Source organism: Micromonospora olivasterospora, from assembly GCF_007830265.1.
Classification (GTDB): Bacteria; Actinomycetota; Actinomycetes; order Mycobacteriales; family Micromonosporaceae; genus Micromonospora; species Micromonospora olivasterospora.
This window is the reverse complement of sequence record NZ_VLKE01000001.1, coordinates 2111916-2136696: the sequence shown is the minus strand read 5'-3', so window position 1 is coordinate 2136696 and position 24781 is coordinate 2111916. Positions and strand designations below refer to the sequence as shown.

The 24781-nt window shown below is 74.3% G+C and carries 22 protein-coding genes and 2 pseudogenes; 16 read left to right on the top strand and 8 right to left on the bottom strand.

The features are described from left to right. Positions 1 to 72: 72 nt before the first annotated feature. A complete protein-coding gene (locus tag JD77_RS09785) occupies positions 73 to 2526 on the bottom strand; it encodes a penicillin-binding protein (RefSeq protein ID WP_145773992.1) in 2454 nt (817 codons plus the stop codon). Between the two features lie 400 nt (positions 2527 to 2926). Here JD77_RS09785 and JD77_RS09780 point away from each other — a divergent pair, with 400 nt between their 5' ends. Next, positions 2927 to 3247: a WhiB family transcriptional regulator gene (locus tag JD77_RS09780; protein ID WP_145773991.1), complete on the top strand. Its 321-nt coding sequence runs from the start codon at positions 2927 to 2929 to the stop codon at positions 3245 to 3247. A 6-nt stretch (positions 3248 to 3253) separates the two neighbouring features. Here the strand turns inward: JD77_RS09780 and bagB are convergent, their stop codons facing one another. The 3 genes and pseudogenes from bagB to JD77_RS09765 form a co-directional block, all read right to left on the bottom strand. Beyond that, on the bottom strand, positions 3254 to 4405 hold the full coding sequence (bagB, locus tag JD77_RS09775) for an ArsA family ATPase (protein ID WP_211372524.1): 1152 nt from the start codon (positions 4403 to 4405) through the stop codon (positions 3254 to 3256). A gap of 53 nt (positions 4406 to 4458) precedes the next feature. Beyond that, positions 4459 to 5436 (bottom strand): ATPase BagA, encoded by a 978-nt coding sequence (bagA, locus tag JD77_RS09770; protein ID WP_145773989.1) that lies wholly within the window; start codon positions 5434 to 5436, stop codon positions 4459 to 4461. Between the two features lie 81 nt (positions 5437 to 5517). Then, positions 5518 to 6093, bottom strand: a pseudogene (locus JD77_RS09765) (Rv0361 family membrane protein); the annotation flags it as partial. A 677-nt stretch (positions 6094 to 6770) separates the two neighbouring features. On the opposite strand from JD77_RS09765, the gene JD77_RS09760 reads away from it, so the two are divergent. The 7 genes from JD77_RS09760 (at position 6771) to JD77_RS09730 (ending at position 14524) form a co-directional block, all read left to right on the top strand. Then, positions 6771 to 7226: a hypothetical protein gene (locus JD77_RS09760; protein WP_145773988.1), complete on the top strand. Its 456-nt coding sequence runs from the start codon at positions 6771 to 6773 to the stop codon at positions 7224 to 7226. 81 nt (positions 7227 to 7307) lie between these two features. Beyond that, positions 7308 to 7463: a Sp36 family protein gene (gene sp36 / locus JD77_RS09755; protein ID WP_013736319.1), complete on the top strand. Its 156-nt coding sequence runs from the start codon at positions 7308 to 7310 to the stop codon at positions 7461 to 7463. Positions 7464 to 7468: 5 nt separating this feature from the next. Further along, the gene (locus tag JD77_RS09750; protein WP_145773987.1) at positions 7469 to 7930 is read left to right on the top strand and encodes a RidA family protein; all 462 of its coding nucleotides are present in this window, start codon (positions 7469 to 7471) and stop codon (positions 7928 to 7930) included. A gap of 120 nt (positions 7931 to 8050) precedes the next feature. After that, positions 8051 to 8848: an MBL fold metallo-hydrolase gene (locus tag JD77_RS09745; protein ID WP_145773986.1), complete on the top strand. Its 798-nt coding sequence runs from the start codon at positions 8051 to 8053 to the stop codon at positions 8846 to 8848. After that, complete coding sequence (locus tag JD77_RS09740; protein ID WP_145773985.1) at positions 8845 to 12465, top strand: adenylate/guanylate cyclase domain-containing protein; 3621 nt, start codon at positions 8845 to 8847, stop codon at positions 12463 to 12465. The genes JD77_RS09745 and JD77_RS09740 overlap by 4 nt, the downstream gene beginning before the upstream one ends. 103 nt (positions 12466 to 12568) lie before the next feature. After that, entirely contained in the window at positions 12569 to 13006 is a 438-nt protein-coding gene (locus tag JD77_RS09735) for a hypothetical protein (protein WP_145773984.1), read from the top strand. 30 nt (positions 13007 to 13036) lie between these two features. Then, the gene (locus JD77_RS09730; RefSeq protein WP_145773983.1) at positions 13037 to 14524 is read left to right on the top strand and encodes a serine/threonine-protein kinase; all 1488 of its coding nucleotides are present in this window, start codon (positions 13037 to 13039) and stop codon (positions 14522 to 14524) included. On the opposite strand, the gene JD77_RS09725 is transcribed toward JD77_RS09730, so the two are convergent. Next, complete coding sequence (locus JD77_RS09725; RefSeq protein ID WP_145773982.1) at positions 14511 to 14855, bottom strand: hypothetical protein; 345 nt, start codon at positions 14853 to 14855, stop codon at positions 14511 to 14513. The two genes, JD77_RS09730 and JD77_RS09725, sit on opposite strands and share 14 nt — an antisense overlap. A gap of 194 nt (positions 14856 to 15049) precedes the next feature. On the opposite strand from JD77_RS09725, the gene JD77_RS09720 reads away from it, so the two are divergent. After that, entirely contained in the window at positions 15050 to 15991 is a 942-nt protein-coding gene (locus tag JD77_RS09720; protein WP_145773981.1) for a transporter substrate-binding domain-containing protein, read from the top strand. Continuing rightward, a complete protein-coding gene (locus tag JD77_RS09715; protein ID WP_145773980.1) occupies positions 15988 to 17076 on the top strand; it encodes a hypothetical protein in 1089 nt (362 codons plus the stop codon). The genes JD77_RS09720 and JD77_RS09715 overlap by 4 nt, the downstream gene beginning before the upstream one ends. Here JD77_RS09715 and JD77_RS09710 read toward each other — a convergent pair. The 3 genes and pseudogenes from JD77_RS09710 to JD77_RS09700 all read right to left on the bottom strand — a co-directional run. Then, positions 17030 to 17323: pseudogene (locus JD77_RS09710) on the bottom strand (acyl-CoA dehydrogenase family protein); the annotation flags it as partial. The gene JD77_RS09715 and the pseudogene JD77_RS09710 overlap by 47 nt on opposite strands. 469 nt (positions 17324 to 17792) lie before the next feature. Further along, positions 17793 to 18467 (bottom strand): metallophosphoesterase family protein, encoded by a 675-nt coding sequence (locus tag JD77_RS09705; RefSeq protein WP_145773979.1) that lies wholly within the window; start codon positions 18465 to 18467, stop codon positions 17793 to 17795. An 81-nt stretch (positions 18468 to 18548) separates the two neighbouring features. Next, positions 18549 to 19226 carry a Crp/Fnr family transcriptional regulator gene (locus JD77_RS09700; protein ID WP_088981720.1) on the bottom strand — a complete coding sequence of 226 codons (678 nt, stop codon included), beginning with the start codon at positions 19224 to 19226 and terminating at the stop codon, positions 18549 to 18551. A 151-nt stretch (positions 19227 to 19377) separates the two neighbouring features. Between JD77_RS09700 and JD77_RS09695 the strand changes: the two genes are divergently transcribed. The 6 genes from JD77_RS09695 to JD77_RS09670 all read left to right on the top strand — a co-directional run bounded on the left by JD77_RS09695 (position 19378) and on the right by JD77_RS09670 (position 24780). Further along, positions 19378 to 20040, top strand: a complete 663-nt coding sequence (locus JD77_RS09695; protein ID WP_145773978.1) for an adenosylcobinamide amidohydrolase — start codon at positions 19378 to 19380, stop codon at positions 20038 to 20040. 56 nt (positions 20041 to 20096) lie between these two features. Then, positions 20097 to 21263: a CapA family protein gene (locus JD77_RS09690; RefSeq protein WP_145773977.1), complete on the top strand. Its 1167-nt coding sequence runs from the start codon at positions 20097 to 20099 to the stop codon at positions 21261 to 21263. Positions 21264 to 21325: 62 nt separating this feature from the next. Next, complete coding sequence (gene nth / locus JD77_RS09685; RefSeq protein WP_145773976.1) at positions 21326 to 22114, top strand: endonuclease III; 789 nt, start codon at positions 21326 to 21328, stop codon at positions 22112 to 22114. Next, positions 22111 to 22851 (top strand): TlpA family protein disulfide reductase, encoded by a 741-nt coding sequence (locus tag JD77_RS09680; RefSeq protein ID WP_246140588.1) that lies wholly within the window; start codon positions 22111 to 22113, stop codon positions 22849 to 22851. Before nth ends, JD77_RS09680 begins: the two co-directional genes overlap by 4 nt. Next, positions 22848 to 23546 (top strand): NUDIX hydrolase, encoded by a 699-nt coding sequence (locus tag JD77_RS09675; RefSeq protein WP_145773975.1) that lies wholly within the window; start codon positions 22848 to 22850, stop codon positions 23544 to 23546. The genes JD77_RS09680 and JD77_RS09675 overlap by 4 nt, the downstream gene beginning before the upstream one ends. 55 nt (positions 23547 to 23601) lie before the next feature. Further along, entirely contained in the window at positions 23602 to 24780 is a 1179-nt protein-coding gene (locus JD77_RS09670; RefSeq protein WP_145773974.1) for a MarP family serine protease, read from the top strand. Position 24781 lies beyond the last annotated feature (1 nt).

Genomic DNA, 24781 nt, shown 5'->3' with positions numbered 1-24781 from the left:
TCGACGACGCCGTAACCGAACGGGCGGGCACCCCGGAAGGGGTGCCCGCCCGTTCGCGGATGGCTCGATCGGTCAGCCCGGGCGACCCGGGCGGCCGCCGTTCCCGTTCCCGTTTCCGGTCCCGGGCAAATCGCCGGTGCCGTCGTTGGTCGGTGGGTTGACCGGCTTGCTGCCGCCGCTGCTGACCTCGATGGTCACCACGCCGCCCTTGATGGTGCGGCCGCTCGGGCTGGTTCCGGCGGCCTTGCCGGCGGCGCAGCTCGACGGGACCCGGTTCGAGGAGACCACGGGCTCGAAGCCGGCGCCCTTGAGCCGGGACTTCGCGGCCTCGATGTCCACGCACTTCACGTCGGGGATGGGGCGCTGGTCGCCCTCCATGATCTTGCCGCTGGGCGGCGTGAACTGGATGCCGGGCTTGCCCTTCATGGCGTCGCGCAGCGTCTCCCACACCGGCGGGTTGATGCCCGTCGCCTCGTTGTGGCCCATCTTCTGGTTGGTCTGCGGCCAGTCCGGGTCGGCCTGGATGCCGGCCACCGAGTACTGCTTGGTCATCACGACCAGGGATGAGGTCTTCTCGGAGTCGGTGGTGCCGGACTTGCCGGCCACCGGCTTGCCGACGATCCCCCGCGCCTGGCCGGCGGTGGCGCCGGTGCACTTGGAGGTGGAGGAACGGTCGCCGACGGGGCAGCGGGCGGCGTCCACGGCCGCACGGGCGACCTGGGTGCTGATTCGCTGCTCGCAGCGTGGGTTGGCCACGTCGAGGGACTTGCCGTCCGGGCCGACGATCTTCTGTACCGGGATCGGCTCGCAGTACTTGCCGTCCGCCGCCAGGGTGGCGTACGCGTTGGCGAGGTCGAGCGGGGTGGTGAGCGAGACGCCCAGGGTGAAGGCGCCCCACTGGTTCGCGCCGCCATCCTTGGTGGCCCGCTTGGCGTCGTCGCTGTCCCGGAACTGGATGCCCAGCTTCTGCGCCGCCTTGATCACGTTCTCGGCGCCCACCTGTTGCTGGAGCGGGACGAAGTAGGTGTTCACCGACCGGCCGAACGCACTCCACATGTTGTGCACGCCGGCCATCGATTCGTTGGAGTTGGTCGGGCAGTAGAAGTGCGTGCCCTGGCAGGCCGCGGGGTTGCCGCTGTCGATGATGTACTCGGACTTGAACTGCTTCGGCGAGTTGATCGTGTAGCTGAGCGGGATGCCCTTCTCCAGCGCGGCCACGATGGTGAAGATCTTGAAGGTCGAGCCGGCCTGGTAGCCCTTGATGTCACCGCCGCCGGTGAGCAGCGGGATCACGGTGTTGGGAACGTTGCCGCGGATGCCCCGCTTGGCCTTCTTCGGATCCGTGGAGACCTTGTTCTGCGGGTGCTTCGGGTCGTCGATCTTGAAGTTCCGGTTGACCGACAGCGCCCGGACCCGGCCCGTGCCCGGCTCGACGACCGCGACCATCCGGGCCGCCTTGCTGTTGACCCCGAGGTTCTTGCGCACGGCCTTGTCGCCCGCGTTCTGCGCCTGCGGATCGAGGGTGGTGGTGATGGTGTAGCCGCCGCTCTTGAGCCGCCGCTCCCGGTCGTACGTCGTCGAGCCGAACGTCTCCTGCTGCAGCCACCAGCGGTAGAAGTAGTCGCAGAAGAAGCCCCACTCCTTCTTGTTGGTGGCGACGCAGCCGTTCGGGGTGGTCTTGTCCTTCACGACCAGCGTGGTGGCCTTGGCCGCCTCGCCCTCCTCCTTGGTGATGGCGCCGGTCTTCACCATGTTCTCGATGACGTAGTTGCGCCGGTCGAGGGCGAGCGGGTAGCCGGTCTTGGTGGTCGGGTCGTTGGTGCTGGGCGCCTTCACCATGCCCGCGAGCAGCGCGGCCTCGGAAATGTTCAGCTTGCTCGGCGGCTTGCCGAAGTAGACCTGGCTGGCGGCGTAGATGCCGTACGCGCCGTTGCCGAAGGAGGCGAGGTTCAGGTAGCGGTTGAGGATCTCGTCCTTCGAGAACTCCTTGTCGACCTGGAGGGCCAGCCGCATCTCGCGCAGCTTGCGGGCGCTGGTGTCCTCGGTCGCGGCGACCACGTCCGCCGGGTGGGTGGCCGAGTACGCGATGGCCAGCCGGACGTACTGCATGGTCAGCGTCGACGCGCCCTGCTGGGAGCTGGCGCCGGACTGGTTGTTGACGAACGCGCGGGCGACGCCGTTGAGGTCGACGCCGTTGTGCTTGTAGAAGTCGTGGTCCTCGGCGGCGATGATCGCCTTCTGCATGTACGGCGAGATGTCGGACAGCTTCACGTCGCGTCGGTTCTCGTCGTACATCGCCGCGAGCGTCGTCTTGCCGTCCGACGCGACCAGATAGCTGATCTGCGGCGCGCGGGCCACCATCAGCTCCTTGGGCAGTGCCCCGAAGGTCTCGGCTCCGGCTTTCGCGGCCAGCCCGGACATCGCCACCGCGGGGAAGGCCGCCGCCGCGACCACCACGCCGGCCAGCAGGCCACAGACGAGCAGCGATGCGGCGTTGGTCAGCACATTGTGGTCACGTTTCCGCATCCAGGTCACCTCGACAGGGTACGCGAACAGGTCAGGAGGGGCGCTGCGGCGTACTTTCCCCATTTCCTGCGCGCGCCGACCTCGTTGTGCTAAACGCACGAACCCCGGTGCGTGGTTGCGTGAACCTGGCGCCGAGTCTCCACCGATCGGTGGAGACGCGCAGCGTTTTCACGTACTCCGGCCGGGTAGACGGGGGCCGAGGGCCCGGGAAGCCGGGAGTGTCCGTAATGATGGATTTCGCCGACAACGTTGCGTAATCAGCCGACTACAGAGCATGATGATGGCGGCGACTGAGCCGCGGGTCGTCCGTGCCGCCCTGGGGAGGCCGGGCGGACGACCGGGGGGAATCGACGGCTGGTCGCGCGAAGTCGGTAGGTACTGCAAGGGGGGACGTGTACACATGGGCATGATCACTGACTGGCCGTCGCTGGCGGCGTGTCAGAACGGAGACCCGGACGCGCTGTTCGTACAAGGCGCTGAACAGAATGTGGCGAAGCGGATCTGCCGGAGCTGCCCAGTTCGGTACGAGTGCCTGGCCGACGCGCTCGACAACCGGATCGAGTTCGGGGTGTGGGGCGGCATGACCGAGCGGGAGCGCCGGGCCCTGCTGCGCCGTCACCCCCAGGTCGCCAGCTGGCGGAAGATGTTCGAGGCGGCCATGAAGAAGAACGCCAAGGACAACAAGCCCGGCAAGGACAAGGTCCTGGTCACGACCGGCTGACGCCGGTCACGACCGGCTGATCGCCGCGCCGATCGTCCGCAGCCCGTCGACGTCGTGCACGTCGGCGGGCTGCGCCGTCACCGACACCGACGGCACCTGCGGGAACGCCTCGGTGAACCGGGCCGCCACCCGCCGCTCGCGTACCGCCTGCTGCGCCAGCGCGGCGTGGGCCCGCAGCACGTCGACCGTCCCCTCGTGCCCGCCGAGGTCGGCCAGCCGCTGCGCGGCGGCCAGGCTCTCCGCCGCGTCCAGCGACCCCACCGTCGGCCGGTGCACCCGGTTGAGCACCAGGCCGGCCAGCGGCATCCGCTCCTCCCGGAGCCGGCCCGCGAAGTAGGCCGCCTCCCGGACCGCGTCCGGCTCCGGCGCCGCGACCAGCAGGAACGCCGTCTCCCGCGCCTGGAGGATGCGGTACGTCTGCTCGGCGCGCTGCCGGAAGCCGCCGAACATCGAATCCAGCGCGGCCACGAAGCCGGACAGGTCGGTGAGCAGCTGTGCGCCCAGCACCTTCTGGACGACCCGCGAGAACATGCCGAAGCTGGCGGTGACGAGGCTGAACATGCTCCGGCCCCCGCTGCGCGCCGGGGCCAGCAGCAGCCGCAGCATCCGCCCGTCGAGGAACCGCGAGAGCCGGGCCGGCGCGTCGAGGAAGTCCAGCGCCGAGCGGGACGGCGGGGTGTCCACCACGATCAGGTCCCACTCGCCCCGCGCGTGCAACTGCCCGAGCTTCTCCATCGCCATGTACTCCTGCGTGCCGGCGAAGGTCGAGCTCATGGCCTGGTAGAAGGGGTTGGCGAAGATCTCGGCGGCCTTCGCCGGGTCGGTGTGCTGGAGCACCACGTCGTCGAAGGTGCGCTTCATGTCGAGCATCATGGCGTGCAACTCGCCGCCGCTGGCCTCGGCGTCGATGCCCTTGACCTGCCGGGGGGTGTTGTCCAGCTCGGTGAGGCCGAGCGACTGGGCCAGCCGGCGGGCCGGGTCGATCGTGAGCACCACCGTACGGCGGCCGTGCCGCTCGGCGGCCCGCAGCGCCAGCGCCGCGGCGGTGGTCGTCTTGCCCACTCCGCCCGCCCCGCAGCACACCACGATCCGCACGCCGGGGTCGGCGAGGATCTGGTCGACGTCCAGCTGGGGCGCCGCGTCTTCGGAAGGCACCAATCGAGCGTATCGGGCTCTCGGGGCTCGCTGCGCCGTGCCGGCGCCAGTGTGAGTCAATCCGCCCGGACGAGTACCCGCGCCAGCGTCTCCAGGCCGGCCCGGTCCACCCCGTCGGGCAGCAGGGGCAGCTCGGTCAGCGGCAGCCCCAGCTCCACCAGGTCGGCCCGGAGCGAGTCCTCCAGCTCCCGGCGGATGAGCTGGTCACGCGCCTCCTCGGCGAGCCCGGCGACGGTCGCCCGGTCCGCCGGCAGGCCGGCCGCGAGGAGCCCGCGCCGCAGCTCGGCCGTGCCGACCGCCCGTCCCGCCGGCAGCGGCGGCCGGGCCGCGTTGACGATCAGCTGTCCCACCGGGAAGCCGAACCGGGTCAGCTCGGCGATCGCGTCCACCGTCTCCTGGACGGGCATCTCCTCCAGCAGCGTCACCACGTGCACGGCGGTCATCGGGGAGCGCAGCAGCGCGGCGACACCCTCGCTCTGCGTCTTGATCGGGCCGATCTTGGCCAGCCGTGCCGTCTCCGCGGTCACGTTGAGGAACCGACCGATCCGGCCGGTCGGCGGCGCGTCGAGGACCACGGCGTCGTACACCCGGCGCTGGCCGGTCGTGCGGGTGGTGGCCTCCTTGACCTTGCCGGTGAGCAGCACGTCCCGCAGGCCGGGGGCGATGGTGGTGGCGAAGTCGATCGCGCCGAACTTGCGCAGCGCCCGGCCCGCCGCGCCGAGCTTGTAGAACATGTCGAGGTACTCCAGCAGGGCCTCCTCGGCGTCCACCGCCAGGGCCCGCACCTCGCCGCCGCCGGGGGCGTCGGTGAGGTGCCGCTCCTCGTACGGCAGTGGATCGGTGCCGAAGAGTTGGGCGATGCCCTGCCGCCCCTCGACCTCGACCAGCAGGGTGCGCCGGCCGCCGGCGGCCAGCGCCAGCGCCAGCGCCGCCGCCACGCTGGTCTTGCCCGTGCCGCCCTTGCCGGTCACCACGTGGAGCCGGGCGGCCCACTCCGTACCGGCCGGGTCGGCCGGCCGCTCAGCTGCTCGCACCCGTCGAGCCTATCCACCCGGCCGCACCGGTGACGGCGACCGCCACGGCCGGTCACGCCGGGCGCGGCGGCCCCACCCGCGTCAGGCGACCTCGCAGACCCACCAGCCGGTCGTCTGCACGACCGTGAAGCGCAGGTCCTGCTCGGTCAGCTTCTCGTCCGAGGTGGTCATGGTCACCTTGGTGGTGACGGTGGCCCGCTCGCCGGTCTGGTTCTCCAGCTTCGGGCTGGTCCACCGGAACCGGGGGTTCTCGTACTCCTCGGCGTACCGCTTGACCTCGGCCACCTTCGCGGCGATCTCCTTGTCGTCCCGCGCGGCGGAGCAGACCTGGCTCGCGGCCTTCTTCGCGTCCCGCTGCTGGTAGACGGCGGTGAGGAAGTTCTCCACCGCGGCCGTCGGCTCCTTCGCGCCCTCGCCGCTCTCGACGTTGCGCAGGGTCAGGAACGCGGCCAGGCCACCACCGCCGCACAGCAGGACGGCCACGGCGAGCACGATCGAGGCGATCAGCACGCCGCGCTTCTTCCTGGGCTGGGCCGGCGCCGGGTACGGCGGGTATCCCGGCGGGGCGCGGCTCCGGGAGCGCCGGGCTGCGGAGGGCCCGCCTGGGGATGACCGGGCTGGGGGGCGCCCGCGTGTGGGTAGCCGGGTTGAGGGGCGCCCGCCTGGGGATGACCGGGCTGCGGAAGGCCCGCCTGTGGGTAACCGGGCTGGGGGACGCCCGGGTACGGCACGCCCGGCTGCGGCGCGGCGAACGGCCCCACGGGCGGCGGCGTGGCGATCGGGCCGGGGGCGCCGTGCGGCCCGGGGCCGAGCGGGTTGCCGCCGGTGCCCGGGCCGCCGGTCCGGGGCTGACCGGGCCGCCGGCGGGAGCGCCGGGCGGGCCGGGGGAACCGGGCCGCCGAGCGGTCCCGGGGCGCGGTCGCCGGTGGGCGGGTCGCCGGGCGATCCGGTGGTGCCGCCGTTGGGTGGTTGGGTCATGTCGGTCCCCCGGGGGTGCGGCGCGTCGACGTCCGCATCGGACGCGACGGGCTGGTCGGGCGAAGGCGGGCGGATGGTACGCGCCTTCCTCGACCGGAAGGGTAGCGGTGAACCGCTGCCAGGGTGGGTCCCCGGGGCGGCCGTGCCGGGCGGTGACCATGGGAGCGCGTCCGGCGCGGTCGGCTGCCCGACCGGAGATGTGTCGCATATGTGACTTACAGTGACCCTTCGTGCGTGGCCTGTTTGATCCGGTCCGGATCGGGTCCTACGTTCGTGGCCGGTGTGCGGGGCCGAATCGGACGGGTCGTCCGAGCCGGATGACGACCCCGATCAGGCGAGAGGCCCGGAGGTAGTGCATGCGCGACACGGACAACATCTCCCGAGCCCAGATCCCGCCCCTCGGCGACGCCCGCCGCGGCGGGCCCGCCGCGGCCGCCGGGGAGGGGCCGGCCGCCGAGCGGCCGTACCCGGTCAACGAGCGGCCGTACCGGCGGTTCGCCGACCCCGGCGAGCCGCTGCGCGTGCTCGGCCGGCCGGCCGAGCGGCCCCGGGACGACGAGGGGCCCGGGTACGTCATCCACCTGCCGGTCCGGGTCGCGGACCTGGCGGCGGCCACCGCGCTGGCCGGCACGGTCGCGGTCTCGCTGGGCTTCCTGCGCGAGCTGGACGCCGGGGAGACCACCGTCTCGACCGCCGACGACCAGAACAACCGGCACCGGGTCTTCTGCGACCTGCTGTTGCCGGACCGCTCCCGCTGCCCCCAGCCGTACGACCACGAGGGAGCCTGCGGGGAGCCGCCGAGCGGCCGGTGAGCGGCGTGCCGCGTCGGGCGGCGGGTGCCGGATCGTAGGCTGTGCGCGGTAACTCGTCGCCTCCTAGGGAGCCCTGCACCGATGCAGAAGTGGGAATACGCCACCGTCCCGCTGCTGGTCCACGCGACCAAGCAGATCCTCGACAACTGGGGTGAGGACGGCTGGGAACTCGTCTCCGTGGTCCCCGGCCCCAACCCGGAGCAGCTCGTCGCGTACCTCAAGCGGCCGAAGGCGTGAGCGGTATGAGCAACGGACCGCACGCCAAGCTCGCCGAGCTCGGGCTCGAGCTGCCCGAGGTGGTGCCCCCGGTGGCCAGCTACGTGCCGGCCGTCCAGTCCGGGCAGCACGTCTACGTCTCCGGCCAGCTGCCCATGGCGCAGGGCAAACTGCTGGCCACCGGCAAGGTGGGCGCCGGGGTCTCCGCCGAGCAGGCCAAGGACCTGGCCGCCCGGTGCGCGCTGAACGCCCTCGCCGCCGTCGACGCGCTGGTCGGCCTGGAGAGCGTCGTCAAGATCGTCAAGGTGACCGGCTTCGTCGCCAGCGCGCCAGGGTTCACCGGCCAGCCGGCCGTGATCAACGGCGCGTCCGACCTGTTCGGGGCCGTCTTCGGCGAGGCCGGCCGGCACGCCCGCTCCGCGGTCGGCGTCACGGAGCTCCCCCTCGACGCCCCGGTGGAGGTCGAGCTGATCGTCGAGGTCGCCTGACCCGTCCCGCCCCCGCGATCTTGCGGTTTCGGCCCGGGCGAAAGCCGTGAACGGGCACATATCCGGGGCCGCAACTGCAAGATCGCGGGGAGTGGCGGTCGGGGTCGTACGATCGCTGGCATGACCGGGCACATCACTGCGGCGGTGGCGGCGCTGGCTGATCAGCTGCCGGGGTGGGTTTCGCTGCTGCGCGCGCCGAACCCGGGGCCGATGACGCTCGACGGCACCAACACCTGGGTGCTGCGGTCGGGGCCCGGCGAGCCGGCGGTCGTGGTCGATCCGGGCCCCGCCCACGACGGCCACCTGGCCGCGATCGCGGCGCACGGCCCAGTCGCCGCCGTGCTGATCACCCACGGGCACCCGGACCACACGGAGGGCTCGCCCCGGCTGCGTGAGCTGCTCGGCGGCGCGCCCGTCCGGGCCGTCGACCCCGCGCACTGCCACGGCGGCGCGCCGCTCGGCCCGGGCGCCGCGCTCGACGAGGGCGGCCTCGCCGTCACCGTGCTCCCCGCTCCCGGGCACACCGCCGACTCTGCCTGCTTCCTGGTCGGGTGCGGCGACGAGCGGGTGGTGCTGACCGGCGACACGATCCTGGGGCGGGGCACCACCGTGGTGGCCCACCCCGACGGGCACCTCGGCGACTACCTGGCCAGTCTGGAGCTGCTGTCGACGTACCGGGGGGTGCCGGCGCTGCCCGGGCACGGCCCCGCGCTGACCGACTGCGGCGTCGCCGCCGAGTTCTACCTGGCCCACCGCCGGGCGCGCCTCGACCAGGTACGGCAGGCCGTCGCCGAGGGCGCGACCACCGCCGGCGAGGTGGTGGCCAAGGTGTACGCGGACGTGGACCGCTCGCTCTGGTGGGCGGCCGAGTGGTCCGTCCGGGCCCAGCTGGAGTACCTCGGGGTGGAGCAGCCGTGACCTGCCCGGTGTGCGGCACGGTCGCCGTGCCCGGTGCCCGGTTCTGCCACAGCTGCGGCGCGGCCCTGCCGGCCGCCGCCACCCTGCCCGCCGCCGAGCGGCGGGTGGTCACCGTGCTCTTCGGCGACCTGTCCGACTTCACCTCCTGGTCGGAGGACCTCGACCCGGAGCGGGTCGGCGCGGTCACCGACCGGGTGCTCGCCGCCCTCGCCGGTGCGGTGAAGACGTTCGGCGGGCACGTCGACAAGCTCACCGGCGACGGGATCATGGCGGTCTTCGGCGCGCCGGTCGCGCACGAGGACGACGCCGAGCGAGCCGTCCGGGCCGCGCTGTCCATGCAGCGCGCGGTACGCCGGGTGCTCGACGACGAGCGCGGCGGCGGCGCGCCGCTGGGCCTGCGGGTCGGGCTGAACACCGGGGACGTGATCGCGGGCATCCAGGCGGCGATCGAGTACACGGTCATCGGCGACACGGTGAACACCGCCGCGCGGCTCGCCGACGCCGCCGCCGTCGGCGCGGTCTACGCGGGCGCCCGCACCTCAGCGGCCACCCGGCACGTGGCCTCCTGGCGGGCGCTGCGCCCGCTGCGGCTCAAGGGCAAGCGCGAGCCGGTCGAGGCGTACGAGCTGCTGGGGCTGCTGGACGCCCCGGGCACCCGGTCGGGCCTCGGCGACGAGGCGCCGTTCGTCGGCCGGGAGACCGAGATCGGCCGGGTCGCCGGCCGGCTCGCCGAGGTGATCGACCGGGGGGAGCCCCGGGTGCTGCTGATGACCGCCGAGGCGGGGATCGGCAAGTCCCGGTTCGCCGCCGAGGTGGAGCGGCTCGCCGCCGGCTACGACGTCGGTGCCGGCCGGTACGCCGCGCACTCCGGCGCCCGGGTGCTCTCGGTGCGCTGCGCCGCGTTCGGCGAGCGCCGCCGGCTCGCCCCGCTCGCCGACCTGGTCCGGGCCGCCGTCGGCCTGCCCAACGACCCGGCGACCGCGCTGACCCGGCCGGCCGTCGAGGAGCGCCTGCGCCGGCTCAACCAGCGCCTGGCCCGGCTGCGCGACGATCCCGCGCCGGTGGCCACCGACCAGCTCCTGGCCCTGCTCGGGTACGCCGAGCTGGCCGGCGGCGGCCCGGCCGACCAGGGCGAGTGGGCCGCCGCCGGACAGCCCGCCGACGCGGAGGCCGTGCCGAACGCCGTGGCCGGCCTGCTCACCGCCATGGCCGCCGAGGCGCCACTGGTGATCGTCGTCGACGACCTGCACGACGCCACCGCCGAGACGATCAAGGCGCTCGCGCTGACCCTCAACCAGCTCGCCGGCCCGGTGCTGGTGCTGCTGCTCGGCCGCCCCGAGCTGGTCCGCACCGCCGGGGCGCTGACCCGGCTCTCGGAGGCCGAGGTGCACGCGCTGCCCCCGCTGCGCGGCGCCGACGCGGCCCGGCTGCTCACCAGCTACCTCGCGGGCGGGAAGCTGCCCCAGGCCGACGCCGACCGGCTGCTCGCCACCGCCCAGGGCAACCCGTTCTACCTGGCCGAGCTGGTCACCCTGCTGATGGAGCGGGGCGCGCTGACCGTCGGCCCGGAGCGGGGCGGGCCGGCCGGCGGCAACTGGCGGCTCGCGCCCGGCTCGCTCGGCAGCCGGCTGCTCTCCCGGGACCTCGCCGCCGTGCTCGCGGCGCGCATCGACGCGCTGCCACCGGAGGCCCGGTCGGTGCTGCGGGACGCCGCCGTGGTCGGCGACACCGTCCCCGGCGGGGCGCTTGCGGCGCTGCGGGAGCAGCGCGCCGGGCGGGACGGCCGGCCCGCCGCGGTGGTGGCCGTCGAGCTCGAACGGGCCGTCGAGGAGCTGCTGCAACGCCGGATGCTGCACCGCACCCGGTCCGGGTACTCCTTCGCCACCCCGCTGATGCGGGAGGCCGCGTACTCCGGTGTGAGCAAGGCCGAGCTGGCCGAGCGGCACGCCGCCCTGGCCCGCTGGGCGGCGCCCGGCGCGCCGGGCGAGCCGGCCGCCCCGGGCGGGTTCACCGACGCGGCCCGGGACGCGTTCGTCGCCGAGCACGTCGAGCGGGCCGCCGCGCTCGCCGACGCCGTGAAGCTGCGCCCGGACGCGCCGGCCCGCACGGTCGGCCCGCTGGGCGTGGCCGCGCTGGGTCGGGCCGCCCGCCGCTCGCTGCAGGCCGGGGAGCCGGCCGTCGCGGTCGAGTACGCGGAGCGCGCCGCCGAGCTGGCCCGGGGCTCGGTCCCGGCGGCGCTGCGGGTGCTGCACGCCCGCGCGCTGCTCCAGGTCGGCCGGGCCGCCGACGCGCTCGCGTACGCCGAGAAGATCGCCGCCAACGCGGGGGACGAGGCGGGCACCCAGGCCAGCGCCCTGCTGCTGGCGGGCCAGGCCCACCAGACTCTCGGCGACCAGGCCCGGGCGACGGCCTGCTGGCAGGAGGCGTTGCAGGTGGCCACGGCCGGCGAGCTGCCGAACCTGCGCGCCTCGGCGATGCGCCGGCTCGGCATGGCCGACTTCGTCGCCGGCCGGCTGAGCCAGGCGAGCAGCCGGCTCGCGGCGTCGTACCAGGTCAGCCTCACCTCGGAGGATCGGCGCGGGCAGGCCTGGTCGCTGCAGAACCTCGCCTGGGTCACCACCACCCGGGGCGACTTCGCCGGCACGGACGCCGTGCTCGGCCGCGCCGCCCGCCTCTTCGCCGAGCTGAAGGACCCGTACGGGCGGGCGTGGCTGCGCGGCACCACCGCGTTCGCCCGGCTGCTCGCCGGCCGGCTGCGGGAGGCGTGCCGGCTGGCGCGGGTGTTCCTGCCGTTCGGCGAGCGGGTGGGCGAGGCGTGGGCGGTCGGCACGCTGCGCGCGGTCGAGGCGTTCGCCACGGCCGAGCTGGGCGAACTGGCCGAGGCCGACCGGGCGGCCCGCCGGGCGTACCGGGACTTCGCCGAGGTCTCCGACGACTGGGGGCAGGGCTTCGCCCTGGTGGTGCGCGGAGTGGTCGCCCGGGGGCTCGGCGAGCCGGCGCACGCCGCCGACCTGCTCACCGACGCGCTGTCGTACGCCGCGCGGACCTCGCACCCGCTGCTCGCCGGGATGGCCGGCACGCTGTGCGGCTTCGTGGCGCTGGACATGGGCGACCACGAGACGGCCGAGCAGGCGGCCCGCACGGTGCTGACGGCCGTCGAGCCGCACAATCCGCAGGCGCCCGTGCAGGTGGGCCCCCGGGTGCTGCTGGCCACCGCCAGGCTGGCCGCCGGTGACCCGGCCACCGCCGTCGGCCTGCTGGCTCCGGTGGCCACCGGAGCCGCCAACTCGCCGTCGATGCTCGTCTCCCGCCGCCAGACCATGGCCCGCTACGCCGACGCGCTGCTCGCGCACGGCCAGCGCGAGCAGGCCCTCGACTGGGCCCGGCGGGCGGTCGCCGCCCCGGCCGAGGACGTGCGCAGCCAGGTGATCGCGGCGAGCGTGCTGGCCGAGGCGCTGGCCGCCTGCGGTCGCCCCGCCGAGGCGCTGGCCAGCGCCGACGAGGCCGTCCGGCTGGCGTACGCGACGGAGCAGCGCAGCGAGCGGGCGGCGGCGGACGCGCTGCGGGCCCGACTGGCGGCGATGGCCGACCCGGCCGAGGGCGCGGCGGCGTCCTGAATCTGCCGGTTCCGCCGATGCGGACATCCTTCGCAGCCGATACCGTGTCAGGTCCACACGGCGTCCGCTGCGGCGGCCCCGTGCCGGCCACGGGGAGGACGTGATGAGGCTGCCGCGCTCCAGCGCCGGCTGGACGATCGGGGTCTTCGGCGTCCTCGCGCTGTTGCTGGGCGCGCTCGGGCTGCTCTGGCCCGAGGCGCAGCTGCGGATGCTCGGCTTCGAGGTGCCGGAGAGCCGCGCGGCCGGCGACTACACGGGCACGTTCCTGACCGCGTCCGCCATGGCGTCGTTCAACATGGGCGTCTACTACCTGCTGGCGACGGCCACCGAGTGGCGGCCCTTCTACCGGTTCACGGTCTTCTTCCGGTTGGTCACGTTCGTCGTCTTCATCATCGTGGTGCTGGCCGAGGTGGCGCCGGCCCGGTTCCTGGCGGTGGCCGCCTGGGAGGGCGTCGGGGCGCTGGCCACGGCCCTCGCGCTGCGCTGGGACGCCCGCGGCGCCGCGGCCCCGGCGGGCCCGCCGGCGAGTGCGGACAACTGAGTCCCCGGGGCGATTGGGTATTTTCGAGCCGTGACCGACACCCCGCCCGGCGCCCTGCGGCTGCCTATCGTGCCCGGTCTGACCGATCTGGAGGTTTTTGCCCGGGGAGGCTACGCCACCGTCTACCGAGCCACCCAGATCTCCGTCGGGCGTGAGGTGGCGGTCAAGGTCGAGAACCGCACGCTCGACAACGAGCGCGACCAGGCCAGGTTCCTGCGCGAGGCGCGGGCGGCCGGGAAGATGTCGTCCCACCCACACGTGGTGGACCTCTTCGACGTCGGGGTCACCGTCGACCGGCACCCGTACCTGATCATGGAGCTCTGCGACGGGTCGTACGCCGAGCGGATGCGCACCTCGCCCCTGGGCCCGGCGGAGACCCGCGACCTCGGGGTGAAGATCGCCGACGCGCTGGCCCACTCGCACGCGAACGGCGTGCTGCACCGCGACGTCAAGCCCGCCAACATCCTGTACTCCCACTTCAATCCGGCGGTGCTGGCGGACTTCGGGCTCGCCGTGCTGGCCGAGGTGCGCGACGCGTCGGTGACCCTGGAGGTGCTGACCCCGGCGTACGCGCCGCCGGAGATGTTCAACCACAGCCCGCCGTCGCCCGCCGTGGACGTGTACGCCCTCTGCGCCACCCTCTACGCGGTGATGTACGGCCGCCCGCCGCGCTGGCAGTCCGAGCGCAACCCCAGCCTGGTCACCGTCCTGGAGATGTTCCACCAGCCGATCCCCGGGCTCCCCGGGGTGCCCGAGGAGCTGATCGACGTGCTCCGGGCGGGCATGTCGAACGACCCGGGGGAGCGGCCGTCCGCAGTGGAGCTGCGCGGCCTGCTCGCCGCCCTGCCGCTGGACCCGGTGAGCGCGCCGGTCAGCGGCGCCCCCGTCTCGGGCGGTCCGTCCGCGGGCGGCCCGGCCTCCGCCGGCCACGCCCACCCCACCGTGCCGAGCCCCCGCCGGCGGTGGCGGCGGCGGTGGTTCCTCGGCGGAGCCGGCGCGCTCGCCCTGGCCGCCTCGGCCAGCGCCGGCGCCTGGGTCGCGGGCGGCGCACCGGCCACGCCGACGGGTGAGCCGGTGGTCAGCACGGCGGCCACGTCCCCGGCCGGCGGCTGGGGAACGCTGCCGGGGTGCATTGCCGGCTCACCGGGGGCGAAGGCCCTGCCGGCGGGCGCGTTCTGCACGGCCGACCTGGAGTGCTTCGGTCCGATGCGGGTACGCGGCAGCCGGGCCGAGGCGCCTCGGCTGCCCTGCGACGGCCGACACACCTGGGAGACGTACGCCGAGGGTGAGCTGCCCGCCGCACTGGTCGGGGCGCGGCACGACGAGGTGACCGCCGACCCTGCGGTGCGCCAGGTCTGCAACCCCGTGACGTTCCGGCTGACCAGCGGAATCCCGTACACCAGCGGCTGGCACCTGGAGGTCCTGCCGCCGACGGAGTCCGACCCGGAGCGGACCTACCGTTGCCTGGCCGGGCGCGGGGTCGACCGGCTGTACGAGCCGACCCTCACCGGTCGCTGAGCCCGCTCGCCCGGCGGCGCTCCTCGACCGCGCGCAGCGCGTCCCGGCTGTCCAGCGCCTCCAGCGTGTCGGCGTCCACGCCGCCGCTGGCCGGCCGGCCCGGCCACTGCGCCGGCTCGGAGTCGGCGCCCGAGCGGCCCTCCTCGCGGCGCTGCCGGACGTCCGTCGCCGCCACTCCGGCGATCATCGCGAGCAGGACGCAGAGCAGGGCGAGGACCACGCTGACCATGCTGCTCGGGCGCCACGAGAGCAGCGCCGCGACCAGGGCTGCCGCCGCCAGCGACGTGGCGACCGCCACCGCGAGTGCGGTTGGCCGAGGGATTCGAATCACCCGTCAAGGATGGCGCGCCTGTCAACCGGCCAACCGACCAAACGGGACCCGCGGGGCGTCCGCCGTACCCCCGGGCCACGGCGCGCTCCACCTATCGTCCACAAACGACCGGCGCGACCGCCCGGTGACCACGAGGATGGACGGGAACCGCTACTCTCGGTCTTCCGCAGGTGCATTGGTCAGCGAGGTCACCGATGAGCCAGTTCCTCACCCGGTCCCGGATCCGGTCCGTCGCCACCACCGCGGCGGTCGCCCTAACCCTGACCCTCGCCGCTGCCGCCGGGTGCGACAGCCGGCAGCCCCCGAAGCTCCCGTCCGTGGCGGAGAAGCTGCGCGAGTCGAACGTCTACGGCCAGCCGAAGATCCGCATCGGGGTGTCCACCACCGAGCCGCTGATGGGCGAGCTGAGCGGCGGCGCCCACGTCGGCTTCGACATCGAGATCGCCCGGTACCTCGCCGCCCAGTTGGGCTTCGAGGGCGACCAGCGGATCGAGTGGGTGTCGCTGGCCACCGAGGACCGCATCCCCGCCCTCCAGGGGGGCACGGTCGACATGGTGGTCTCCAGCTTCTCGATGACGGAGCAGCGCGAGACGCAGGTCACCTTCGCGGGGCCCTACTTCGTGACCACCCAGGAGACGATGATCCCGGTCCGGCTGCGGGACAGGGTCCGCACCATCGAGGACCTCCAGAACAAGGAGATCAGGGTCTGCACCAGCGGCGGCTCGACCACCCAGGCCGAGCTGCGGAACCACCAGATCCAGGCGTCCGTGGTGAAGGACGTCGGCGACTGCGTGCAGGGCATCATGGAGGGGCGCTACGACGCGGTCAGCTCGGACGAGACGATCCTTGCCGGCTTCCTCTCCCAGCATCCGAAGGACCTGCTCATCGTCGACATGCCCTTCGGCACCAGCGAGCTGCTGGGCGTCGGGGTGCCGATCGGCGACCCGGCGCTGCGCGACCTGGTGGCGTTCTTCCTGAACAAGAGCTACCTCCAGGGGCGTCAGGGGCTGAGCAGCCCGTGGCTGACCGCGTACCACCGGACCCTCGGGCCGTGGCTCAAGGTCCCGAAGAGCCAGCCGCAGCCACTGGACGTGCCGGAGCTGGTCGACTTCGACGACAAGGCGCCCCGGCGATGACCGTCCCGGCGGCCACCGCTGGCAGCGACGTCGACGCCGGCCCGCCAGCGCCCCGGACCGTTCCGACGCCGACGCCGGACGAGCGCAGGGCGCGGGCCAGCCAGTCGTTCTGGACGGCGGTGGTCGGCGTGCCCGCCGTCTTCTCGGTGCTCCGGCTCGGCGTGGAGGCCGGCGGCGAGCTCCAGACCACCCTCCTGCTGGTCGCCAACGTCGGGCCGGTCAACCTGCTCGCCGGGTTCCTCACCACGGCCGCCCGGCTGCTCTCCACCGGCCTCGTCGCCGTCTTCGCCCTCGGCGCGGTGCTCGGGGTCAGCGTCGACCGGCTGCCGGGGCACCGCCGCCCGCTGTTCGCCCGCTGGGCGGACATCACCCCGGCCTGGTTCGTGGTGGCGAGCTTCCTGCTGGCGCTGGTCACCTGGCGGCTGCTCTACCTTCCGCTGCTGCTGCCCGCGTTCGTCGCCGCGTTCCAGCTCCGCCCGGAGCGGCTGCACGAGTTGATGCCGGCCCGGGTGCTGATCGTCGCCGCCCTGCTCGGCGGGTACCTCTTCCTCCTGGCGCCGACCCTGCTGGACGCCTGGCGCCAGGGGGAGCACCTGGTCCTGGCGCTGCTCCTCGCGCCGCCGGTGCTGGCGCTCGCCATCGCCGGTCCGCTGCCCGGGGCGGTGATCCGGCCGCTCGCCTCGATCACCGAGGCCGCCGTGCTCGCCATGCTGGTCTGGGCGGCGCTGCCGGTGATCACCACGCCGGTGCTGCCGCTGACCGTCACCACCGTGGAAACGGCCCCGGCGTCACCGAGGACGTCCGCGGGCACGTGGTGGTCGTGGACGACGTCAACATGGTGCTCCTCCAGGAGCGCGGCGGCGTCCGGTACGTGCCGATCGACCAGGTGCAGGGCCAGGTCCTCTGCCCGAGCGAGGAGGAGCTGCCCCGGCACCGGCTGCGCGTCCACGACTTCCACGTGGAGGACTCGCTGCTGGAGGCGTTGGGTCGGCGGGTACGCCCCGTGCACCGCATCGACGCCGGCTGCCGCACCACCGCCTAGTACGACTTCTCCAGGTCCAGGACGTGCTGGGCGACGAAGTTGAGGATCATCTCGCGGCTGACCGGGGCGATCCGGCCGGCGCGTACCCCGCCCAGCAGGGTGGCCACGCCGTACTCGGTGGTCATGCCGGCCCCGCCCAGCGCCTGCACGGCGGTGTCGACGGCCAGCGCCGCGGCCTCGCCGGCGGCGTACTTGGCCATGTTGGCGGAGACCCCGGCCTCCAGGTCCCGCCCGGCGTCGTACAGGCTCGCCGCCTTGTAGATCATCAGGCGGGCCAGTTCCACCGCGACCCAAAGCTCCAGCGCCGCGACGAACAGCGGGCCCGTGAACGCCGCGCCGAGCAGGTCGATCACCCGGTCGAGCCGCTGCGGGCCGGCGGGCAGGGCCTCCGCCTCGGTGCGCAGCTCCGCCGCCCGGCGCTCGGTCAGGTGCGTGACGGCGGCGGTGACCAGGGCCGCCCTGGTGGGGTAGTGGTGCAGCTGGGCACCCCGGGATACCCGGCCCGGGCCGCCACGACGGTCGTGGTCGCCCGCCGCCCGCCCCGGCCCGGCCCGGCCGGGGGTGCGGGTGGCTGTCGGCGGCGCTGTGGAGCTGCCCGCACAGACGGGGCAGCCGCGGACGGGGCCACCCCTCGGCTCGCCGCGCCCCAAGTCGCAGGTCCGGCGCGCCCTGCCCCTCAGGTGGGAGCGTGGACGGGGCAGGTCCACAGCGTCCGAGTAAGGCACGGTCGAGCACGGCGGCCGGCCCCCGCCGGCAGGTTCAGCGGCCGTCGCGGGGGCCGAAGACGGCCAGCGCGTCGGCGTCGCTGTGCCGGGAGCGCAGGTACTCGTCGGCCCAGGCGGCGGCGTCGGGGTACGCCGACTCCGCCGCCACCCGGGCGCACGCCGCGTCCACGTCGAAGGGGGTACGCCGCAGCTGCACCCCGGGCCCGAGCAGCGCCCACCACGCGCCCGCCCCGCCGTACGGCATGCCGATGCTGCCCGGGTTCACCACCAGGCGGCGGTCGACCAGCCGGGTGAACGGCATGTGGGTGTGGCCGCAGACCACCGTGGTGACCTCCGCCGGGAGGTCGGCGAAGACCTCCGCCCACCGGGGCATCCGGGTGTCGACGAGGACCACCTCCTCGTCGTCGCGGGGGGTGGCGTGGCAGAAGAGGACGTCCCCCAGCCCGGCCACCGACAGGGTGACCTCGATCCCACACGGCTTCCCAACCCGCGCCTCGACCAGCTCCCGGTCGGCGTTGCCGCCCACCCAGCAGGCGCGGTCGCCAAGGTCGGCGAGGAGGTCCAGCACCTCGACCGGCTGCGGGCCGGCGGCGATGTCGCCGGTGAGCACGATCAGGTCGGCGGCGGCCACGTCCGGCTCGGCCAGTACGGCCTCCAGCGCGGGCAGCGCACCGTGGCTGTCGGAGAGGACGGCGACACGTTCCAGCATGGCCCCACCGTCCTGCCCGCCGGCCGGGCCCGTCCAGCGTTTCTGCGCCGGGCAGAGCGCGGCCGGGCTCGGACGCGGGGCTCAGACGCGGGCGCGGCGGGCCAGGCGCTCCGGGTCGAGGATGATGATGCTCTTGCCGTCCAGCCGCAGCCAGCCGCGGGAGGCGAAGTCGGCCAGCGCCTTGTTGACCGTCTCGCGGGAGGCGCCGACGAGCTGGGCGATCTCCTCCTGGGTGAGGTCGTGGGTCACCCGGAGCACGCCACCGTCCCGGGTGCCGAACCGGCCGGCCATCTGGAGCAGGTTCTTCGCGACCCGGCCGGGCACGTCGGTGAAGATCAGGTCGGCCAGCGAGTCGTTCGTCCGGCGCAGCCGGCGGGCCAGCACCCGGAGCAGCTGCTCGGCGATCTCCGGCCGGTTGTTCAGCCACGGCCGCAGCGCCTGCTTACGCAGCCGGACCAGCCGGGTGTCGGTCACCGCCGTGGCGGTCGCCGTACGCGGCCCGGGGTCGAAGAGCGACAACTCGCCGACCATGTCGGACGGGCCCATCACGGCGATCAGGTTCTGCCGGCCGTCCGCCGCCCGGCGGCCGACCTTGATCTTGCCGGACAGGAGGATGTAGAGACTGTCGCCGGGCTCGCCCTCGTTGAACACGACCTCGCCCTTGCGGACCTCGAGCGTCTCCATCTCCTTGGCGAGCGCCTCGGCAGCCTCCGGGTCGACGCCCTGGAAGATCCCGCTGCGAGCCAGTACCTCGTCCATCCCGCACCTCCGCCTGCGCATGCCGTCCGCTGATCCCTCGCGCGTGGCCAGTCTAGGCGCACGTGAGCGGTAATCAGAGTGCACCCCTGATCCCCGCCGCCCCCCGGACCTGCACGCCCGTGCCGAGGGGCCGGGACATAGGGTCGGCCGCGTGCTGACCGAGCCCATCCTGACCAGCCGCCGCGAGGACGGGCGGGACGTCCCGCTGCTCGTCTGGCGCCCCGACCGGCCGCTGCTCGCGGTCAGCTCCGCGCCGCTCGGCGGCGGGATCGGCGTACGGAACTGGGCGGTCAACGCGACAGTGCCGATGTCGTACCACCGGGACGACCCGGCCGCGCACCTGGCCGAACTGGCCGACCAGCTGGGCCTGGACGGGCCCGGCGTCGGCCTGCTGACCGGGGTCGACGTCGCCGAGGTGGTCGCCCGTGTCGACGGCGGCGTGCGCGTCTGGGCGACTGTCGGGCTGGGCACCCCGGTGCAGGCCGCCGCCTGCGAGCCCGAGCCGGCCGGGTACCCCGTCGGCACGGTCAACCTCGTGGTCCAGGTGCCCGCCCGGCTCGGCGACGCGGCGCTGGTCAACGCCGTGGCCACCGCGACCGAGGCGAAGGCCCAGGCGATCCGTGAGCTGGGCCTGGTCGCCACCGGCACCCCCACCGACGCGGTCGCCGTCCTCTGCCCGGCCGACGGTCCGCCGGCGGCGTACGGCGGGCCACGCTCGACCTGGGGCGCGCCGCTGGCCCGGGCCGTGTACGCCGCCGTGCTGGCCGGCGGGGCCGGCACCGTCGTCCCGTGGTCGGACCGGTGGGCGCGATGAATTCCCGACCGATCGGTTCTCGTCCACGCGCCGCCCAGCCGGTAGCGTCGCGGTCGATGTCCGCTTCCGCCCGCTCCGGAAACCGCCCGCGCCACCGCCTCGTGCTCGCGCTCGGCGTCCTGCTCACCGCGCTGCTCACCACCGGCTGCGCCGGCCCCGACGACGGCCCCGTCTGGCAGTCGGGGGCGGAGGGCGGCGCCACCGGCAAGACGGGCGCCACCGGCTCCCCGACCCCCGGCGCGACCACGCCGAAGGCCGAGGCGAAGAGCATCTCGCTCTCGGCCACCGGCGACATCATCATGGGAAACGCCCCGAACCGGCTCCCGCCCAACGGGGGCAGGGGCTTCTTCGACTCCGTCAAGAACGCGCTCGAGGCCGACCTGGTGATGGGAAACCTGGAGGAGCCGCTGACGGTCGACACCGGCACCGGCAAGTGCGGCGCCAACTCGACCCGCTGCTTCCAGTTCCGGGCCCCGCCGGAGTACGCCGCCCACCTGCGCGACGCCGGCTTCATGCTGCTCAACCAGGCCAACAACCACGGCTACGACTACGGGCCGAAGGGCTACCAGAACACCCAGCGCGCGCTGGAGAAGTACGACCTGCGGCACACCGGCGCGCCCGACCAGATCACGGTCGTCGAGGTCGAGGGCGTCAAGGTCGCGGTGGCGGGCTTCTCGTCGTACGTCTGGTCGAACAGCCTCGTCGACATCGCTTCCGCCCAGGAAGTGATCAAGAAGGCGGCCACGATGGCGGACATCGTCGTCGTGCAGGTGCACATGGGCGGCGAGGGCGCCGAGAAGACCCGGGTGCGGCCCGGCACCGAGATGTTCCTGGGCGAGAACCGGGGCGACCCGATGAAGTTCTCGCACGCCATGATCGACGCTGGGGCGGACCTGATCGTCGGGCACGGCCCGCACGTGCTGCGCGGCATGGAGTTCTACAAGGGCCGGCTGATCGCGTACAGCCTCGGCAACTTCGCCGGCGGCGGCAACCAGCTGAGCGGTAACGGCCGGCTCGGCTGGGGCGGCGTCCTCAAGGTGTCGCTCAAGCCCGACGGCAGCTGGGCCGGGGGGTCGTTCACCTCGACGTACATGAACTCGATCGGCAAGCCGACCATGGACCCGGACGACCGGGGCCTCGGCCTGGTCCGGGAGCTCGGCCGCAGCGACTTCCCGGAGACCGGCGCCCGCTTCGACGACCGGGGCCGGATCACGCAGGGGTAGGCGTGGGTCGGCCGGCCCACGGGCCGGCCGGCCCACGGGCCGGCCGACGTAGGCTGGCCGTCGTGACCACCAGTCCCTCCCGAGCCACCGAGACCGACCTCGGGCGCACCCGACGCGCGCGGAAGGTCGGCCGGGTGCTGGCCGAGACCCACCCGGACGCGCACTGTGAACTCGACCACTCCAGCCCGCTGGAGCTGGCCGTCGCCACGATCCTCTCCGCGCAGTGCACTGACAAGAAGGTCAACGAGGTCACCCCGAAGCTGTTCGCCCGCTACCCGACGGCGGCGGACTACGCGGGGGCGGACCGGGCGGAGCTGGAGGAGCTGATCCGGCCGACCGGCTTCTACCGGAACAAGACCAACTCGCTGATCAGGCTGGGCCAGGCGCTCGTCGAGCGGTACGACGGGCGGGTGCCGGGGAAGCTGGTCGACCTGGTGACGCTGCCCGGGATCGGCCGCAAGACCGCCAACGTCATCCTCGGCAACGCCTTCGACGTCCCCGGCATCACCGTCGACACCCACTTCCAGCGGCTCGTGCACCGCTGGCGGCTGACCGCCGAGACCGACCCGGTCAAGATCGAGCACGCGGTCGGCGCGATGTTCCCGAAGCGCGACTGGACGATGCTGTCGCACCGGATCATCTTCCACGGCCGGCGGGTCTGCCACGCCCGCAAGCCGGCCTGCGGCGCGTGCACGCTGGCGAAGCTCTGCCCGTCGTACGGGACCGGGCCGACCGAGGCGGCTGTGGCCGCGAAGCTGCTCAAGGGCCCCCGGGCCCGCGACCTGGCCGCGGCCGCGGGCGTCGACCCGGCGCTCGTGCCGCAGCAGGCGATCCTGGCGGAGGTGCCGTGAAGCGTCGCCTCGCCGCACTGCTCCTGCCGGTGGCCCTGCTCGCCGCCGCCTGCACCGCCACCGCGGAGGAGCCGTCGCCCAGCGCGGCCCGGAAGAACACCCGGCCGTCGCCGTTCGGCCCCTGCGCGGACCTGACCGCGCCGCCGGCCTCGGCCGCGCCCGCAGGATCCGCTTCGGCCGCGCCCGCGGGTTCCGCTTCGGCCGCGCCCGCGGGTTCCGCTTCGGCCGCGCCCGCGGGTTCCGCTTCGGCCGCGCCCGCGGGTTCGGACGCGCCCGGTCCGGCCGGGACGGCGTCCGGCGCCGCGCCGGCCGGCGCGATGCTGCCCGAGCTGGCGCTGCCATGCTTCACCGGCGGAGAGCCGGTCGCGCTGCGCGACATCCGGGGGCCGGCGGTGATCAACCTCTGGGCGTCCTGGTGCCCGCCCTGCCGCAAGGAGCTGCCCGCGTTCCAGCGGCTCAGCGAGCGCGCGGCAGGGCGCCTCCAGGTGATCGGCGTGAACACCCGCGACACCCGGGACGCCGCCCAGTCGATCGGCGAGGACTTCGGCATCCGCTTCCCGGTCCTGTTCGACCAGGGGGAGAGCCTGCGGCGCGGGCTCGAACGCAACGCCGTCCCGCTGACCGTGCTGGTCGACGGCGACGGGCGGATCCGGCACGTGGACACCTCGGGCGCGCTGGACGACGCTCGCCTGGCCGCCCTCGTCCGCGAGCACCTGGGCGTGGCGGTGGGATCTTGAGCCGTCGGCCGCCGCCGTGGCTGGACCCGCTGCTGGCCCGGCTCGGCACCGCCCGTGCCGAGGACTTCACCCGCATCGCCACCCCGGCCAGCGGCGGGCGGGAGAGCGCCGTGCTGGTTCTGCTCGGCGAGGAGGCGGGGGCCGGCCCGGACGTGCTGATCCTGCAGCGCGCCGCCACCCTGCGCAACCACGCCGGGCAGCCGGCGTTCCCCGGCGGGGCGGCGGACCCGGGCGACGCCGACGCCGCCGCCACCGCGCTGCGCGAGGCGAACGAGGAGGTCGACCTCGACCCGGCCAGCGTGACCGTGCTCGCCGAGCTGCCGAAGCTGTGGATCCCGGTCAGCGACTTCGTGGTGACCCCGGTGCTCGGCTGGTGGCACCGGCCGCACCCGGTGCGCCCCCGGGAGCCGGCCGAGGTCGCGCACGTCGCCCGCCTGCCGATCGACGAGCTGGTCGACCCGGACAACCGGATGCGGGTACGCCACCCGAGCGGCTGGATCGGCCCGGCCTTCTCCGTCCGGGGCATGCTGGTCTGGGGCTTCACCGCCGGGGTGCTCTCCACCCTGCTGGAGATGGGCGGCTGGGCCCGCCCGTGGCCGCGCGACCGCGTCGTCGACCTGCCGCCGACCGGGGCCGCCCCAGCGCCGTCGGCCGGCACGGACGCCGTCGACGAGATGGCCGGCCCGCTGACCTGACCGTCACGTTCCGCGACCGACGGTCAGCCGTGCGCTCTGCCCGTACCCTTGACCCGTGTCCGCCGTGGATGTCGTCCTGCTCCTGCTCATGCTCGTGTTCGCGATCAGCGGATACCACCAGGGCTTCGTGGTCGGGCTGCTGTCGTTGTCCGGTTTCTTCCTGGGCGTCCTCGTGGGCCTCCAGACCGGACCGCTGCTGGCCCGGCAGTTCGCCGAACCCGGCACGCGCGTGCTGGTCTCCCTGGCCGCCGTCTTCGGGCTCGCGGTGGTGGGGCAGGCGCTGGCCGGCTGGGTCGGCTCCCATCTGCGAAAGACGATCACCAGTGAGATCGGCAGACACGCCGACGACGTGGGCGGAGTGTTCGTCTCGGCGGTCGCCGTCCTGCTGGCCGCCTGGCTGGTGGTGGTGCCGCTCGGTTCGTCGTCGCTGCCCTGGCTCGCCGCCTCGGTGCGCAACAGCGCCCTGCTGACCGTGGTCGACGAGGTGATGCCCGAGCGGGCCAAACAGCTCTCGAACGCGCTGCGGGACACCGTCGACACCAACGGCTTCCCCGACGTCTTCGGCGACCTCGCGCCGACCCGCGCCCGGCAGGTCGACCCGCCGGACCCGGCGCTCGCCGGCTCGGAGGTGGTGGCCAACGGCCGGAGCTCGGTCGTCAAGGTGCTGGGCTCCGCGCCGAGCTGCGCGCGCCGCATCGAGGGCTCCGGCTTCGTGTACGCCGACGACCGGGTGATGACCAACGCGCACGTCGTCGCCGGCACCCGCTCGGTGTCGGTGGAACTCGACGGCGACCGGTACGACGGCGACGTGGTGGTCTACGACCCGGACCGCGACCTCGCCGTGCTCCGGGTGCCGGGGCTGCCCGGCCCGTCGCTGCGCTTCGCCGCCGGCAACGCGAGCAGCGGGGCGGACGCGATCGTGCTGGGCTTCCCGCTGGACGGTCCGTACAACGCGCAGTCGGCCCGGGTCCGGGACGTCGACCGGATCACCGGACCGGACATCTACTCCTCCGGTGACGTCACCCGGGAGATCTACACGATCCGGGCGTGGGTCCGCAGCGGCAACTCCGGTGGCCCGCTGCTCTCCTCGAACGGGCTGGTGCTCGGGGTGATCTTCGCGGCGGCGGCGGACGACCCGCACACGGGCTTCGCGGTGACCGCCGCCGAGGCCCGTCCGGTGGCCCTCGCCGGCGCCGAGCGGACCCGCGCCGTCGGCACCGGCAAGTGCACCTGAC